Source organism: Bryocella sp., from assembly GCF_058498515.1.
Genome location: NZ_JBMHYI010000070.1, coordinates 108,044 through 125,265, shown reverse-complemented (window position 1 = coordinate 125,265; position 17,222 = coordinate 108,044). Strand labels below are relative to the sequence as shown.

Genomic DNA, 17,222 nt, shown 5'->3' with positions numbered 1-17,222 from the left:
CCGCTCGCATACCTTCTGCGAGTCGCCGCGGATACTAGGAGTGACCTTCCCACCATGTCAATGAATGAACCGTGCCATCACCGTTCCATCCTGCTGTAACGTCGGACCGCTGATAGCGTGATCTGCGTGGTACCAGGCCTCGGCCACACGATGTGTGCGGACGGTGTACCGCACCTCCACTCCCGGTGTATTCCCCGCCCCCTTTCACCTCGCTACAGTTTGTCCATGCTCTCCGCTGGTATCCGTTCTGCTGCAGACTTCCCTGGAAGCGCTACGCGCCTCCTCATTCGCCTGCTCGCCTTGGTTGCACTGGCCGCGCTTCCGGCTGCAAGTGCCTACGCAGACCCCGCGCTATGGGTCGTCAAGGGACCCCACGCCAGGGTTTATCTCTTCGGCACCGTGCATGTCCTTCCCCCCGGCCGGGCCTGGCGCACGCTCAAGATCGACCAGGCCATGCAGGCCAGCTCCGGGCTCTGGGGCGAGGTCGCGAACCCCGAGGACCACGCAGCGATGCAGCAGCTGGCCCTGCAGTACGGCATCGATCGGCAACACCCGTTATCCAGCAAGCTCACCCGATCTCAGCTCAGCAAGGTGGATGTGGTCGCCAGGCAAGCCGGCTTGAGTGGAGAACGCGACGTCGACCTGATGCGTCCCTGGATGGCCGCTTTAACCCTCAGCATGGCCCCGGTGGTGCAGGCCGGCTATACCCAGCAAAGCGGCGTCGAATATGTGATCAAGCCCCTCTTCGTAAAGGCAGGCAAACCCGTCCACGGCTTTGAAACGCTCAGTCAGCAGATCCACATCTTTGCAGACCTTCCCCGTCGCGAGGAGCTGGATTACCTGGACGTCACCCTACGCGATTTCGACCGCGGTCCGCAGCAGCTCAACGACCTGATCGCGGCCTGGTACAAGGGTGATGAAGACGCTCTGGAAAGAACGATGGAGGGCGAGATCCACGACGACTATCCAGCCCTCTACCGTCGCGTCCTCGTTGACCGCAATCTCCGCTGGATGCCGACTCTCACCCAGCTCGTCCAGGGCAACCAGACCGTGTTCGTCGCCGTCGGTGCAGCCCACCTCATCGGTCCGGACGGCCTGCTGGCGCTGTTGCGCAAGGCCGGTTATCAAGTGGATCGGCTGTAAAGCTCACCGTCTGGTGATTGACGCTCCCCTGCCAGCCTGCTACCTTGGGCTCACAACCGTAGGCGATGGAGTTCGCCACGACGCCCGCCGTTCCGGCTGGAGCTGATAACTCCTACGATCTTGCAAACCAGATCCGTAGGAGATCCCTTGACCGAAAACACGCCCCGCAGCCTCTTCAGCGAACAGTTTCATATCGTCAAGGATCTGGCGCGTTGGATTCCCATTGCCTCCGCCGTCGGACTTATGGCGGGCACAGCCTCCGCAGTCCTGCTCGGCTCGCTCACCTGGGCCACCAATGTCCGCGAGTCGCACCACTGGCTGATCCTCCTGCTCGCTCCCGCGGGCTGGGCCGTGGGCACGCTCTACAAGCTCTTTGGTGGCGCGGTTGAGGGCGGCAACAATCTCATCCTTGAAGAGGTCCACGACCCGCAGGAGACGCTTCCCGCCCGCATGACGCCGCTGATCCTCATTGGCACGTTCGTCAGCCATCTCTTCGGCGCGTCGGTAGGTCGCGAAGGCACCGCGCTCCAGACTGGAGCTTCACTCGCCGATCAGCTCACCCGCCCGCTGCGTCTCTCCCCTGCCGAGCGCCGCATCCTGCTCATGGCCGGCATCAGCGCAGGGTTTGGCTCGGTCTTCGGCACACCGATGGCCGGGGCTGTCTTCGGCATCGAAGTACTCGCGATCGGCAAGCTCAGCTACGACGCCATCGCACCCTGCTTCCTTGCCGCCTTCATCGGTGATCTCGTCACACGCACCTGGGCACGCTACGTTCCCGGCGTCGCGCACACGCATTACGTGGTCGGCGACGTCCCCGCGATGAGCCTGCGCGGGATCGTGCTTGCGGCGATCGCAGGTGTCGCCTTCGGGCTCGTCGCGATGGCCTTTGCTCGGCTCACACATGCCATCTCGCACACCGCGCGCCGCTTCATCAAGCGCCCTGAGCTTCGCCCCCTCGCGGGCGGCCTGCTCGTCACCGCAGCCTTTCTCGCGCTGGGCTCTACGCGCTACCTCGGCCTCGGCATCCCCACCATCGTCGCCGCCTTCCACGACAAGCTGCCGCCCTATGACTTCGCCGGCAAGCTGATCTTAACCGCGACATCCATCGGCACCGGCTTCAAGGGTGGAGAAGTCACGCCTCTCTTCTTCATCGGGGCGACGTTGGGCAATGCGCTCTCACGGCTACTGCCGCTGCCCCCGGGGCTCCTCGCGGGCATGGGCTTCGCCGCTGTCTTCGCCGGAGCAGCGAACACCCCCATCGCCTCCACCCTGCTCGCAGTGGAGCTCTTCGGCGGCGAAGTCGGAGCGTATGCCGCCATTGCCTGCGTCATGAGCTATCTCTTCTCCGGCCACACCGGGATCTACGGCTCGCAGCGAGTGGGCCGCAGCAAGCTCGCGCGCCGCAATGCAGCCGAGGGCCAGTCACTGGCGATGATCGCCAAACGCGACATGGAAGAGGGACTCCCGCCGAACGTGGAGCCGGCAGTCGAGCCCGAAATCGCTGCAAAGCGCTGAAGCGATTACCGACCCGGATACCACGCGCTCGTAACGCTGGGTGGACCGGGGACATCTTTACACGACAAACACGATAGCCTGTTAAGAGGCGAACCCCTCGCGCGGCTCGGTGTATCCAATGAGTGCGTGGCGGGACGCACCATCCAGGGCTCGGCACGCAAGGATTCAACGGGCCCTGAAGGAGCTGTACGTGGCATCGATCGACGAAACCATCCAGTTGATTCGCATTGGCGAACAGCCAGGAGCAAGCAGTATCCGTAGTACGTGTTCGGCCGCATTGGCCGAAGGCCCCTGGGAGCACGACGCCGAGGGCTACGGCCCGGGCGCCTCGACTGCCGACGCCCTGCCCTCCGACGCACCCAAGCAAGGCATCATCCCCGCCGAGTACCGCAACGCCTCGCCGGCGGATCTCGATCTCCGCATCCGCGCCGCAAAGCATACCCTTGGCGAACGCCTCGTGATCCTCGGCCACTTCTACCAGCGCGACGAGATCGTGCGCTACGCCGACTTCCTGGGCGACAGCTTCCAGCTCGCGCAGGCCGCGAAGACGAGACCCAACGCCGACTACATCGTCTTCTGCGGCGTCCACTTCATGGCCGAGACCGCCGACATGCTCTCGCGTCCCGACCAGACCGTCGTGCTGCCCAACCTCGCCGCCGGCTGTTCCATGGCTGACATGGCCGAGATCGACTCCGTCACCGACTGCTGGGAGGAACTCACGTCTGTCCTCGGCTCGGCGAATGACGTCGAAGGCAAGCAGCCCGTTCTGCCTGTCACCTACATGAACTCTGCTGCCTCGCTGAAGGGCTTCTGCGGCGAGCACGGTGGCGTGGTCTGCACCTCGTCCAACGCGGAGACCGTACTCCTGTGGGCCTTTGAGCGTGGTCAACGCGTCCTCTTCTTCCCCGACCAGCACCTGGGCCGCAACACCGCCAAGAAGATGGGCGTCCCGCTTGAGCAGATGCCGATATGGGATCCTAACAAGCCGATGGGCGGCCTCACACCCGATCAGATCCGCGACGCAAAGGTGATCCTCTGGCACGGCTTCTGCTCCGTACACAAGCGCTTCACCGTGGACCAAATCAATTTCGCTCGCATGCGTCATCCCGGCGTGCGCGTTATCGTTCACCCGGAGTGCACGATGGAAGTCGTCGACGCCGCCGATGAGAGCGGTTCGACCGAGCTCATCAAGAAGCGCGTCGAAGCCGCTCCCGCGGGCTCCATCTTCGCCATCGGTACCGAGATCAACATGGTGCAGAGGCTTGCCAACGAGCACCCTGACAAGACCATCTTCTGCCTCGACTCCATCATCTGCCCCTGCTCGACCATGTACCGCATTCACCCCAGCTACCTCGCCTGGGTCCTCGAGTCGTTGGAGCGTGGCGAGGTCCTCAACCGCATCACTGTGCCCGAGACCATCGCTGTCCCGGCACGGATTGCGCTGGAGCGTATGCTCGCGCTGAAGCCTAACCCGAAGGGACCTGCAGCATGAATCGCCGCAAGAAGATCATCGTCGTTGGCAGCGGCATCGCCGGCCTCATCGCCGCGCTGGAGCTGAGCAAGCACCACGACGTCACGCTCATCACCAAACATGAGCTCGCCGAGAGCAACACGCGCTGGGCGCAGGGTGGCATCGCCGCCGTCATGTTCCCCGACGACACCGTCGCCGAGCACATCGAAGATACGCTCCGGGCCGGAGCTGGCCTCTGTGATCGCGAAGCCGTCGAAGTCCTCTGCACGGAAGGCCCCACGCGCATCCGCGACCTCATCGCGCTGGGCGTCGAGTTCGATCGGCACGAAGGCGAGCTCGCGCGTGGTCTCGAAGCGGCACACTCGCACGCACGCATCCTTCACGCGAAGGGCGACGCCACGGGCCTTTCCATCGAGCTGGCTCTGGTGCACGCCGTGCGTTCTTCGAAGGTCAACGTGCTCGAGTACACCTTCGCCTGCGATCTCTTGATCGAGCGCGGTATCGTGACGGGCATGGAGGTGCTGCAGGCCGGCACGCGCCGCACCCTCAGCGCCGATGCCGTCGTGCTCGCCAGCGGTGGTGCAGGCCAACTCTACCGTCATACCACCAACCCCATCGGAGCCACCGGCGATGGCTTCGCGATGGCCTTTCGCGCCGGTGCTCAGATCGCCGACGCAGAGTTCTATCAATTCCATCCCACCGCGCTCGCGACCGGCGACACCTTCCTTATCTCCGAAGCTGTGCGCGGCGAAGGAGCTGTCCTCATCGATACCCATGGCCGCCGCTTCATGCAAGCCATCCATCCCGATGCCGAGCTCGCCCCGCGCGACGTCGTTGCTCGGGGCATCGCGATGCAGATGGCCGAGCAGAACGGCGCCCCGGTTCGCCTCGATGCCACCGTGCTCGAGCAGCGCAACGGCAAAGGCTTCCTCGAACGCCGGTTCCCCAGCATCCATCGCGCCTGCCTCGCGCGTGGCATCGACTGGACGATCGACCCCATTCCCGTCACACCCGCTGCGCACTACTGGATGGGCGGGGTTCGCACAGATCTCTTCGGCCGCACCTCGATCCCCGGGCTCTTCGCCGTAGGCGAGGTCGCCTGTACCGGAGTACATGGCGCCAACCGCCTCGCTTCCAACTCGCTGCTCGAGAGCCTCGTCTTCGCGTGGCGCTGCGCAAACCTGCTCAACGGCGACGCCGAGTGGCAGAGCGAGCGCTGGTCCATCCCAGCCACGCAACAAGTTGCCTCCCTCCATCTACCTTCCTCCACCAGCGTGCTCACTCGGCCAGTCAACCGGCAGACGTTACAGGCAGTGATGTGGGACGCCGTGGGCATCGAGCGCAGTGGCTCCACGCTCCGCGCCGCGCTTGTGCAGCTCGATAGCTGGCGCGCTTTCGGCGGCGACCTCGAATCGCTGGAGACCGCGAATCTGCTGGCTATCGCACGTGTCGTCACCGCAGCCGCACTGGCCCGCACCGAATCCCGCGGCGCTCACTTCCGCATTGACTATCCGGAGGCGCAGGAACTTTGGCGTCGCTCGCTGGTTTACTCGACCGCGACCCAAACCGACACGGCAGATGAACTGGCGGTATCGCGCTGATGCGTCCGTTCCTCGCAGCCCCTCCGGCCTCTGCGATTGACGCTCTCGTCCGCATGGCGCTCGCCGAAGATGCTCCCTGGGGAGACATCACCGCGCAGTCGCTCATCCCTGAAGACGCGCGCACTACTGCGAAACTCGTCGCCCGGGAAGATGGCGTATTCTGCGGCGAAGATCTCTTCACCGCCGCCATGAGGCTCTCTGGCGACGTAACCATCAGCTTCGCCATTCATGACGGCGAAAGCTTCCTGAGCAGTGACGTGATCGCCACCGTTGACGGCTCTGCGCGAACTATCCTCACTGCGGAACGCGTCGCGCTGAATTTCACGCAGCGCCTCTGCGGCATCGCTACCCTCACTGCAAAGTATGTGCGTGAAACCGAAGGCTCTCACGCGTGCATTGCGGACACACGCAAGACCACGCCTGGCCTCCGTCTCATCGAGCGCTACGCCGTCCGCTGCGGCGGTGCGCATAATCATCGCTTCTCGCTCTCCGATGCTCTGATGGCCAAGGACAATCACCTTGCTATCCTTACGGCGAATGGCGAACGCGATCTCACCTCTGCGCTTCGCGAGAGCTTCGCTGTATTGCCTCACACTACGCACAAGGAAGTTGAGGTCGATCGCCTCGACCAGATCGAAGCTGTGCTGGCCGCTGGCGTAGACACCATCATGCTCGACAACTTCTCGCTCGATGATCTGCGCACCGGCGTTGCGCTTATCCGTCAACGCAGCAAGCGCGAAGAAGGCAACCGCCGTGTGCTCATCGAAGCCAGTGGCGGAGTGTCGCTCGAGACGGTCCGTGCCATCGCCGAGACCGGAGTAGACATCATCTCCGTAGGAGCTCTCACGCACAGCGTGCGAGCCCTCGACCTCGGCCTCGACATCGACTAGCTCCATCGCAAACAAGAATGGCCTGCACTGGATCACCGGTGCAGGCCATTCTCGTTTGTGACGATGAGAGCTATTTGTGCGGATACGCGACCTCGAGCGTAAGAATCTCGTAGGGCTTGATGGGTGCCGTCACAACGCCGTCCGCCAGCCTCGCGCGCCCCGCCTCCGGCTTCTCCATCAGGTTGGTCTCCGTCACGCGCAGCGCGCCCGCTGGCACATGCAGCTTCACCTCGCTGGCCTGCCCCGCATACTCGTACATGCGGAAGATCAGCGCGTCGGAATCCTCCGCCTTCTTCACGGCAGTCAGGACCACGTTCGGATTCTCTACACTCACCATAGAAGCCGCCGCAGGCATCGAGCCCGCATGCGCCATCACCTGCGCCGCCGTCAGCGGATCGTTGAACTCGTAGCCAAGCTGCACCGTATGCGCATCCTTCCACGAGCCAGTGTGCGGGTAGATCGCATACGCGAAGTGCTGCTCCCCACGGTCCGCATCCGGATCAGGCCACGTCGCCGAGCGCAACAGCGTCAGCCGCAGTTCGTTGCCCACCGCATCGTAGCCATACTTCGCATCATTGATCAACGACACACCCTGCTTCGCGTCGCCAAGGTCCGCCCACTTCAGTGCCGGGACCTCGAACTGTGCCTTCTCGAAGCTGTTGCTGCGCGTCGTCGGCCGCTCGATCGAGCCGTAAGGGATTTCATACGTCGCCTTCGGCCCGGTCGCGGCGAGCGCCACCGAAGCCTTCAGCAGCACATGCGTCTCGTGCCAGTCCACGTTGCCATCGACTCGCACGAAGGGAGCATCGGCATCGAGCGAAATCTCCTCAACGAAGCTCGACTTCTGCCAATGACGAGCGATGCGCACGGTCTTGCGCAGGGGGCCGTCGGTCACGAGCGAGATCGAGTCCACCGCAGAGATCGGCGTCATCGGCTTATCCAGCGTGCCCGGATCGATGTTCCACGCATCGTACTGCTTCGGCGTGTCAGACCAAGTCTGCAGCTGGTTGCCACATGAGTTTGCCGCGAGGTACTCCACGCCACCCGATTGCAGGCTCGTGATGCAACCCGTCTTTTTGTCAATGACCGCCTTCACCTTCGCGTTCTCAAGCGCGATCCCGCCAGCGCCTTGCGTGGCCTTCAGGCTGCTCGTCGCATCAGCAGTTCCACTCTCCGCACGAATCACGGCATACCCGAGCGCGGGAACATCCTTCGCTTCGACGAGCATGTGCACCAACCCGTCGTTCTTTGTGTTGGCTACCGGCTGCGCGAGCATCGGCTTCCCTGCCGCATCGACGAAGTGCACTGCCTTCGCCTCATCCGGCGTCGCAACCGCAACCTCCACCGTGCCCGAACTCGGCCACGCCTGCGGGTTCACCAGCATCACCGGCACACCTGAGCTCACACGAGTGTCCGCATGCAGTGCCAGTGCTTGGGTCGATGCTTCGCTGATCAGTTTGTCGGAGTGGAAGACCTCCGTGTACTCCTCCTGCGCGTCGCGATAGATCACACCAATGCCCGAGCCTGCAGCGAGATCATGAAACTGGTTGAAGGTGATCTTCTTCCAATCCTCGGTCAGTTCCGCGCCCGGATATGCCGCTCCATCGAGCCACGCGAACGACGCAAGCTTCTCCGCATCCAGCGTCGCCAGCTCACTGTGGCGGTTGTTCCACTTGTGCTTCGCCTGCGTGGTGTACACGCCACGGTGATACTCGAAGTAAAGCTCATCCTTCCAAGTGGGAACGCCCATCATGCCGAGCTTCCCTGCAGCAGGCGCGGTCCACCCCTTCGCCAGCGAATCGTAATTCCACGTAGGCGAATCCGGGTTGATCTTCTTCTGCACGTCGTCGAAGTAGCTTTGCGCCGTGCCATAGCGCATGGTGGGCACAGCCGCGTCGCCCTGCTTGCCGGTCGCGATCCAATGATCAGCCTCATCAAGCATCACGCGCGTAGGCCCACCGCCATGGTCGCCCACACCGTACAGGTCCAGCTCCTCGCTGGTTCCGGGGTTACGCTCAGCCGATTCCGCAAAGTCCGCCGAGATGCGCGACGGGCTCACGTTCGTATGCACATAGTCGGTCGGGAAGTACGTCAGCACCTTCGAGCCATCCGGTGATTCCCACCAGAACAACCGGAAGGGCAGCTGGTTGGTATCGTTCCAGTGCATCTTTTGCGTCACGAAGTAGTCCAGCCCCGAGCGCTTGTAGATCTGCGGCAGTTGCCAGTTGTAGCCAAACGAATCCGGGTTCCATCCGATGCGCGCCGTCACACCGTAGAGATCCTTGAACGCTCGCTGACCTACGAGCAGCTGTCGCACCAGGCTCTCGCCGTCAGGGATGTTCAGGTCCGGTTCCACCCACATGCCGCCCACAATCTCCCAGCGTCCTTCCTTCACGCGCTGCTTGATCTGCGCATTCATCTCCGGATACTTGTCCGCCATCCACTGGCTGTACTGCGCCGCCGACTGCGAGAAGGTATAGTCCGGGTACTCATTCATCAGCTGCAGCGCGCTCGAGAACGTACGCTTCACCACGTCGACGGTCTCGGTCTTGGGCCACAACCACGCCGCGTCGATGTGCGCGTTGCCTGCCTCCACCACCTTGGCCTTCGCCATCTCCGGGTGCAGCGTGTTGAGGATCGCCTGCGACTTGCGTAGCGAAGCGTCGAACGCGCCCTGATCGCCCGCAGCCAGCGCCTTCATGTCGATCGATGCAACCGCCTCCTCGACCTTCGGCAGCAGATCGCGGCGCGATGGCGTCAGCGCCGGAAGGATGCTTTGCGCGGACAGCGCCTCCGTGCGAATGTCATCCGGGTTCGGACGGGTCGAACTACCATCCGCGTTCGGTTCGATGCGCAGCCGCACCGTGCGAAAGCGCTTCGTGTCCACCGTCGCTAGCAGCTTCACCGCGACCAGCACCTTGTCCCCAGGCTTCGCCGGCTCGAAGAGCACAATCGGCTCCAGATCCTCGCCCAGAGCAACACGTCGTCCGTTGAAGTAGATGATCTCCGGCATCGGCCCGTTCGCGTCGGCCTGGAACTGGAACCACACACGCGCGCCAGTGATGTCATAACCGTTCAGAGTCTTCGGGATCTCGATCTCGCGGCGGAACCAGACGGCTTCCTTTGGCGCGGTCATGCCTGCCTTGACTGTCTCCCACTTCGAGTCGTCCAGCGTGACGGACTCCCCATGTGGCACGTCGCCCGCGTGAAACTTCCAGTCGGTGGCCGGCAATGCGTCCAGCGAAGCCAGCGTGTTGAGCGTGTCCTTCGCACCCTGCGAAAGATTCTTCACCTCGCGAACAGGGGTAAAGGATTGCCCGGAGGCGGAAACGGCGGCTAGACAAACAACGGCGGCGGAGATGAGGATGCGCACGGACGCCATACTACCACTTCTGAGAGCGCTCCCATACCGGACATATCGCACATCCCCTAGGACTGGCAGTCATTTTCCGCCGCCAAATCGCCGCCACGCAAGCGGACCGCTGCCGGCAAAAGCCCTGGCCGCACACCGCTACAGGGTGGAAAACGCCTGCTCCCGTTCACACGGCATTCGTCGTCCGCTCACAGCATCGTTACATCCCCTGCCTAGCCTTCGGAGCAGAAGTCCAACATCCGTAAAACCAAGGAGAACTATGCAGCGACCCTACTTCGGGTGCCTGTTTCTGTCTGCCAGTTTGTTGTTCTGCCTTTCTTCGCCAGCACAGACCTCCTCGGCCGCTACTCAGGGCCCGAGCGACCAGACCTCCACGCCCGACGCGGCCACTCCGCAGAAGTACCAAGCCTCCGACTCGGTCACCGTCTCCGTTACGGCGCCAGGCCAGGACCGCGATGAGCAGTCGATTACCGGCGAGCTCCTCAAGGAAGCCACTCCAGGCACCAGCCCAATCGCCATGCTGGAGCATCTGCCCTCCGTCGAGGTCACCAAGTCCGACCCCTTCGGCGCATACGAATGGGCCCTGCGCATCAACGTCCGCGGCTTCAATCAGAACCAGCTCGGCTTCACGCTCGATGACGTGCCACTCGGCGACATGAGCTACGGCAACCTCAACGGTCTGCACATCAGCCGCGCGCTCATCGACGAGAACATGGGCAACATCATCGTCTCGCAGGGTTCGGGTTCGCTCTCTGTCGCGTCGAACAGCAACCTCGGCGCCACCGTGCAGTTCTTCTCCTCCGACCCCAGTGACAAGCAACACTTCGACGCGCACCAGACCTTCGGCAGCTTCGCCGACACTCGCAGCTTCGCCCGCTTCGACTCCGGCCTGCTGAAGACCGGCACCAAGTTCTACATCGCCGGCGTCTACCAGGCGGCCAACAAGTGGAAGAGCCTGGGCGAAATCAACCAGCACTACTACCAGTTCAATGGCAAGCTCGTGCAGACACTCGGCTCGAAAGGCGTCTTCACCTACTTCATCGACTACTCCAACCGCGCGGAGGTTGATTACCAGGATCTCAACAAGGTCTGGGTGCAGAAGCTCGGGTACAACTGGGATAACTTCGGCGACTGGGCCACTGCTATCCAAGCCGCCAACGCCTACAACGCGCAGGGTAAGACTGGCTACAACCTCTATCCCGGCGTGTCGACCGCTTTTCCCGGCGCGATTCCCTCCCTGCAGAGCGGCTTTGGCGATCTCTCCAACGATCCTGAGGATGCGGGCTACTACGGCGGTTCCGGCCTTCGCAAGGATCTGCTCACCTACGCGAACCTCAAGTACGCCTTCACGCCTAAGATCACGCTCTCCGTCACCGGCTACGGCCACCGCAATAACGGCCGTGGCCTATGGTTCACGCCCTACGTGCCCACCTTCGACGCCAACTACAACCAGCTCTCCCCGATCTCGCTGCGCACCTCCGAGTACGGCATCAGCCGTGGGGGCGTCGTCGCGTCCATCGCCTACGACACCGGCAAGAACAAGCTGGAAGGCGGCGGCTGGTATGAGAAGGAGACCTTCGACCTCTCCCGCCGCTACTACGCCACCTCGCTCTATGAGCCCATGCACTCTCTCTACGAGTTCCCGAAGAATCCCTTCTGGACCCAGTGGGCTTACACTTTCCCCGAGTACGTCTACCAGTTGCACGTCGAGGACACGTACCACTTCACCTCTCGCCTCGGCGTCACCGCCGGCTTCAAGACCATAGAGACCAACATCAACGGCAAGCTGGCCGGCTTCGACGAGGGCCTGAGCCTGCTGAACCCCACGGACGTCGCCTCCAACTACGCGCAGGGTAGCCTGCGCTCCGGCAAGCCCTTCCTTCCGCAGTTCGGCGGGGACTGGAAGATCGACAAGCACAACGAAGTCTTTGCCAACGTGGCCTACAACGTCCGCGCCTACCAGGCCGGCGGCAACGGCTTCGGGACCTCGCCCTGGGGAACCACACAAGCCGGCTTCAACGCCCTCACCAGCACTCTGAAGCCTGAAACCTCATGGACCGAAGAGGGCGGCTATCGCTACAACAGCGAGCCCGTCCAGGTGCAGGTCAGCTACTTCCACGTCAACTTCCACGACCGCCTGCTCGCCATTCAACAGGGCCCCGGCATCGCAGGTGGTGCCTCGCTGCTCTCGAACGTCGGCGGCGTGACCACCAACGGCTTCGACGCGGCGGGCAACATTCGCTTCGGCAACGGCTGGGTGCTCTACAACGGCTTCACCTACTCAAAGTCGGCCTATGACTCCGACTACACCGTGACCAGCAAGACCGGAGCTCCGACCACCTATGACACCGCCGGCAAGATTGTGGTGGACAGTCCCAAGGTGCTCTACAAGAACGAGCTCTCCTACCATCGTGCGGGCTTCGCGGCGCACCTCAGCTCGGACATCATGGGCATGCGCTACTTCACATACACCGATGACAACTCCGTGGGCAGTCGCGCGGTCGTGGACTTCGGCCTCGACTACCACAAAGACGAGGTGGGCAAGTTCGACCAGGTGAAGGTCGCCTTCAACGTCTTCAACCTTGCCAACAACAGGTACTGGGACACGATCGGCACCAACGGCTTCGTTGCTTCCGACCCCACCTCGGTCAGTAACAATACGCTGCAGCAGGGCTTTCCACGAGCCTTCTCCGGCACGCTCAGCGCACGCTTCTAACGCACATTCTCGCAGTCAGAAACAGCAAGCCGGCGGAGAGCAACCACTCTCCGCCGGCTTGCTGTTTGTCTTGTGCCTGGAACTATTCCTTCACTGCAGCGAACGTATCCGCCTCATCGTTCAACTCGCCCGGCGTCGCCGCGTGCGAGAAGATGATCACTCTATACCGGAACGTCGCGTTCTTGCCTTTGGGGATGGAGTACTTGAACGCCGGCTGCTTCGTATCGAAGATGCTCACACCGAGCGGATTCGCAGCAAACAGACCATAGCCGCGAGCATGCCAGTACGTCGGATAGCCAGGGTTCTGCGGATGATCCACGATGGCGATCGTCTCCGTCTTGCCCTCGGTGCTACCCGTGAGCAAGCACCAACGGCCACGTGTGCCCCACACCTTCGGGCCCTTCACTCCCTCGCTCGTCAGGTAGACGCCCGTCGCCAGCGAGTTGTCCACCGCAGCAACCTGCGTCGGACGTCCTGTCGCATCGGTGAACATGCCACCCTTCTCTTCCGGCGACTCCAGCCAGCGTGCTACGCGAATGCCCAGCAGGCCCTCCTTGTCGTCGTTGAACGTCACATCGGTGATCGCGTGCAGTGTCACGAACAGGTCAATGCCGCGCTCACCTTTCTTCTCCCAGAACACGTACCTCGTCTTCTGCTCCATAAGCCTGGTGCCGTCGCCGGCTTCCCATTCGGAATCCGCGACGATCTCTCCCTTATCCGTGCCGCTCTTCGTCAGCGACACACGGCCCGGGATGACCGTGCCCATCTTCGGCTTCTGCTCCTCCGGAATCGCCGTGGAGTTGTTCCAGAAGTCGAACCCATCGGCGTTGCCGTAGTTGAACCAAAGCCCTGCGTGATGCGGATGATCGACGCGCTCGTCATCCTTCGGCTCCAGCGGAAATCCGCGCGTCACCGTGGTCCCGTCATCCGATACCAGAGGGTACAGTACCGGCTTCATCAACGTGGTCGGCCAGCGGTACGACGTGAAGAGGTGGCCATCCATCATGACGTCGATGCGCCGATCCGCATCACGCTTCACGATGCGCACCCCGCTCTCCTTCTTTTCCGCCGGCTCACCCTTCTTTTTGAGAATAGGAAACGCTGCATGCGCGCTGCCCACCGTGGTCGCGGCCAGCGCGAACCCCAACGCGCCGGCCACCCAGTTCTTATGCATAAACCTTGCCCCCCGCCATCACCTGCTGTGTCTTCTCGTCAAATGTAACCTTCTGCCCTGTCTGAATCGCAGCCACATTCATGCACAGCGCGATCGAGTGGCTATACCCTGCCTCGATGCTCGCATTCGGCGTCTTGCGACTGCGCACGCACTCCATCCAGTTGCGCATGTTGGCGTTCGTCTGAGGATCGCCCTTTGCGGCCGCCCCCGTCGCGTCTGTCTCCACCTTGTCCCCCGAACCCAGCGACATCGTCGGCAGAAGGTTGGGCTCCATGTGCATCTCGTCCGCGAACTTCTTCGTCAGCCCGCCTGTCGGAGTCACCGTCTGCTTGTCCATGTCGATCATGCCGGCATTGGAGTAGTACAGTTCCTTCACCCCGCCGGCCGAGTTCGTAAACCGCGACGTGTACTGCACCTGGAAGCCCTTCGTCAGGTCGTCCAGCGGGCCATAGTCGAATACCGCCGTCATCGTATCCCAGTTCGTCCGGCCGTCCTTCCAGTGGTAAATACCGCCGTTCGCCACCACGCTGCGTGGATGCGGCAACCCAGTAAACCAATGCACGGTGTCAATTTGGTGAACGAGCCACTGGTCTGGAATCCCGGAGCTATAGGGCCAGAACAGCCGAAACTCCAGGTACTTCCGCGCGTCAAACTTATCCTTGATCCGGCCCATGCAGTACCGGGTCCAGTCTGTGTCTTCTTCCTTCAACAACGGCACCACATCGGGCCTCCGCCAGCGTCCCGGCTGGTTCACATTCCAGCTCATCTCCACCATGACGATGTCGCCGAACTTCCCGCTCTGGATGTACTCCGCCGCCTTCATGTAGCTCGGCGTTGAGCGGCGCTGCGTTCCCACCTGCACAATCTTGCCGCTCTCGTGTACCGCTTTGCGGAAGGCCCGCGCATCGTCCATGAAGTGCGCCGTGGGCTTCTCCACATAGGCGTCGCGCCCCGCCTTGACTGCTTCAATGCCGTGCCGCGCGTGCTGGAAGTCTGCCGTCGCGATCAGCACCGCATCCACATCCTTGCGCGCGTACAGCTCGTCGTTGTTCCGCACCACATCGACCTTGCTACCGCTCACTTTCTCGATGTATGCCGCTCCCTCTTCACGCGCACGCTTCCAAATATCGGACACCGCCACCAGCTCGAAGTTCATCGCCTTCTGGCTCGCCACGAACGCCGGAATATCGCCGCCGCGCATGCGATCTCCGCACCCCACCACACCCGTCCGCACGCGATCGTTCGCTCCACGCACCGCAGCGTAACTCTTTGCGCTCATGCCCGCGACGGTGACGGCCGCCGCCGCTCCCCCCGCCTTCAGAAACTCCCTGCGATTGGTCTCGCTCATTGCACTCCTCACTCGCTGCGCACAGGCTTCCCCGCCCTGCCAGAGGTCTCCCGCAACAGGTCAGACAGCCATTTCAAAAGCGCAAGCAGTATTGCACGAGTGAAACTGTCCCGTCGTCCCCAATCCAAAGTCCTGAGCCTTCGTCGATTCGGGACAAGAGGGGGTATCTTCCTTCACATTAACGCTCCCTGCGTCACCAGGAAACCTGTTAGGCTGCCGCAACTAGACTGGAGGGGAGCATGAAGTCCCCGGAGACGTCGTCCTCAGAAAAGACGGGAAAACCCAAGATGATCCTACTGGTAGAAGACAGCTCGGACATTCGCGAACTCGCGACCTCCACGCTGCGCAGCGCCGACTTCGAAGTGGTCGAGGCCTGTAACGCCGAACAAGCCTTGGAGATCCTCGCGCAGATCCCCGGCGGGCCGGACCTGCTGATTACCGACCTGATGCTCCCCGGTCTGAACGGTACCGAGCTCGCCAACCGCGTCTGGGCGCTACATCCCCACGTGCGTGTGCTGTACACAACAGGCTACGGCGCGGAATCCGTCGAGGTCGACCCCGCCACAGGCATGGCCTCGCACCTCCAGAAACCGTTCTCCCTCCGTGCCCTGCGCCAGCGCGTCCGGGAAATGTTGGACCTACCAGCCGCCTCCTGAAACGTTCCCCCGGGCAAGGCTCTGGGATTCCGCGTTCAGTCCACATTCCATGACGTTCCTGCGGGACACGGACGCCAGCTCAGTCTTCGTTCAAAAGTGCCACACGCCGAGCAGATCCACAGTGCGGGATGTGTCGCTTGAGACATACGGTGCGTTTATCCTATGAGGAGTTCTAGATCGCAGGTCGCTTGACGCTTTGTGCATCTGGATCGATGCGACGTAAACTATGTGGTAAGGCGCAACAAAATGTTTCTAGCTGCGGAGCAAGATATTAGGTTCCAGCCACACCACTCGGAGTGGTCGGGAAAAGGAATCGTAATTCCCACTCGCAATGCCGCCGGCGATTGGGCTGCGCTGCAGACTTCCATCGAGTCTCAAGGCATTCCACCCCAACAGGTCCTGGTGATCGACTCGTCCTCGGTGGATGGGACCGAATCGCTGGCGCGCGACAGCGGCTATAGAGTCGTGCGCATACAGCAAGCTGACTTCAATCACGGCGCCACCCGACAATCGGCGTGGGGCTATTTCCCGGATGCCGAAGCGCTGCTCTTCATGACGCAGGATGCTATCCTGGCGTCACCGGTGTCGGCGCTGAATCTCTTCAGCGCCCTATCGGATCCAGGAGTGGGCGTAGCGTTCGGCCGCCAACTCCCCCGCGCGAACGCGAATCCCATTGAACGCCATGCGAGGTCGTTCAACTACCCGGGCCAATCCTATGAGCGGGACTTCGAGAGCCGCAAGCGTTATGGGATGAAGTCGTTCTTTTGCTCCAACAGCTTCGCCGTGTATCGCCGCAGCGCTTTGCAAGAGGTCGGTGGCTTCCCCCGGCACGTGATCTTCGGCGAAGATGCGTATGTGGCAGCCAAGCTCCTGATGGCCGGCTGGAAGCTGAGATATTGCTCGGATGCGGTCGTCGTTCACTCCCACCCTCTATCGGTGGTCGAGGAATTTCGCCGCTACTTCACCGTTGGCATGTTCCACGACAGAGAGATGTGGCTGCTGGAGACCTTCAGCACAGCGAACAGCGAAGGTTCCCGTTTCGTGAAGTCGGAGCTAAGGTACGTCGCGAAATACGCACCATATCGGGTCCCAGAGGTTTTGGTCCGCACGGCCGCCAAGCTTTTGGCCTATCGACTGGGCCGAATGGAGTCGAAACTCCCCTTGGCGATCAAGCGGAAACTCTCCGGGAACAAAAACCTACAGTCATAGGTCCGGGCTGCGGATCAGGGTCGCGTGTAAGTCGGGCAGGTGCCGACCGATCCCCCACGAAGGCTTCCCTCATGGAATGCCACGGCTGCAATCCGCCCGGCTAACTGTCCCGATCGTTCACTCCCG

11 protein-coding genes and 1 riboswitch are annotated in these 17,222 nt (G+C 62.3%); of the genes, 8 read left to right on the top strand and 3 right to left on the bottom strand.

From position 1 onward, the window contains the following. Positions 1-225: 225 nt before the first annotated feature. From AC5E6W_RS20715 to nadC, 5 genes are all read left to right on the top strand, one after another. Positions 226-1,143, top strand: a complete 918-nt coding sequence (locus AC5E6W_RS20715; protein ID WP_491754243.1) for a TraB/GumN family protein — start codon at positions 226-228, stop codon at positions 1,141-1,143. Positions 1,144-1,195: 52 nt separating this feature from the next. Continuing rightward, positions 1,196-1,265: riboswitch (Fluoride riboswitch) on the top strand. Positions 1,266-1,290: 25 nt separating this feature from the next. After that, the gene (locus AC5E6W_RS20710) at positions 1,291-2,658 is read left to right on the top strand and encodes a voltage-gated chloride channel family protein (RefSeq protein ID WP_491754242.1); all 1,368 of its coding nucleotides are present in this window, start codon (positions 1,291-1,293) and stop codon (positions 2,656-2,658) included. 190 nt (positions 2,659-2,848) lie between these two features. Continuing rightward, positions 2,849-4,150 carry a quinolinate synthase NadA gene (nadA, locus tag AC5E6W_RS20705; protein ID WP_491754241.1) on the top strand — a complete coding sequence of 434 codons (1,302 nt, stop codon included), beginning with the start codon at positions 2,849-2,851 and terminating at the stop codon, positions 4,148-4,150. Further along, a complete protein-coding gene (nadB, locus tag AC5E6W_RS20700; protein ID WP_491754240.1) occupies positions 4,147-5,730 on the top strand; it encodes an L-aspartate oxidase in 1,584 nt (527 codons plus the stop codon). Before nadA ends, nadB begins: the two co-directional genes overlap by 4 nt. After that, positions 5,730-6,620, top strand: coding sequence for a carboxylating nicotinate-nucleotide diphosphorylase (gene nadC, locus AC5E6W_RS20695; RefSeq protein WP_491754239.1), 891 nt, complete (start codon positions 5,730-5,732; stop codon positions 6,618-6,620). The genes nadB and nadC overlap by 1 nt, the downstream gene beginning before the upstream one ends. A 70-nt stretch (positions 6,621-6,690) precedes the next feature. On the opposite strand, the gene AC5E6W_RS20690 is transcribed toward nadC, so the two are convergent. Next, complete coding sequence (locus tag AC5E6W_RS20690; protein ID WP_491754238.1) at positions 6,691-10,002, bottom strand: alpha-mannosidase; 3,312 nt, start codon at positions 10,000-10,002, stop codon at positions 6,691-6,693. Positions 10,003-10,252: 250 nt separating this feature from the next. Here AC5E6W_RS20690 and AC5E6W_RS20685 point away from each other — a divergent pair, with 250 nt between their 5' ends. After that, positions 10,253-12,709, top strand: coding sequence for a TonB-dependent receptor (locus AC5E6W_RS20685; RefSeq protein WP_491754237.1), 2,457 nt, complete (start codon positions 10,253-10,255; stop codon positions 12,707-12,709). An 82-nt stretch (positions 12,710-12,791) separates the two neighbouring features. Here the strand turns inward: AC5E6W_RS20685 and AC5E6W_RS20680 are convergent, their stop codons facing one another. Both AC5E6W_RS20680 and AC5E6W_RS20675 read right to left on the bottom strand, forming a co-directional pair. Then, a complete protein-coding gene (locus AC5E6W_RS20680; RefSeq protein ID WP_491754236.1) occupies positions 12,792-13,883 on the bottom strand; it encodes a DUF6807 domain-containing protein in 1,092 nt (363 codons plus the stop codon). Further along, the gene (locus AC5E6W_RS20675; protein WP_491754235.1) at positions 13,876-15,231 is read right to left on the bottom strand and encodes a Gfo/Idh/MocA family protein; all 1,356 of its coding nucleotides are present in this window, start codon (positions 15,229-15,231) and stop codon (positions 13,876-13,878) included. Before AC5E6W_RS20675 ends, AC5E6W_RS20680 begins: the two co-directional genes overlap by 8 nt. A 287-nt stretch (positions 15,232-15,518) precedes the next feature. Between AC5E6W_RS20675 and AC5E6W_RS20670 the strand changes: the two genes are divergently transcribed. Then, positions 15,519-15,887: a response regulator gene (locus AC5E6W_RS20670; RefSeq protein ID WP_491754234.1), complete on the top strand. Its 369-nt coding sequence runs from the start codon at positions 15,519-15,521 to the stop codon at positions 15,885-15,887. Positions 15,888-16,133: 246 nt separating this feature from the next. Beyond that, the gene (locus tag AC5E6W_RS20665) at positions 16,134-17,096 is read left to right on the top strand and encodes a glycosyltransferase family 2 protein (protein ID WP_491754233.1); all 963 of its coding nucleotides are present in this window, start codon (positions 16,134-16,136) and stop codon (positions 17,094-17,096) included. Positions 17,097-17,222 lie beyond the last annotated feature (126 nt).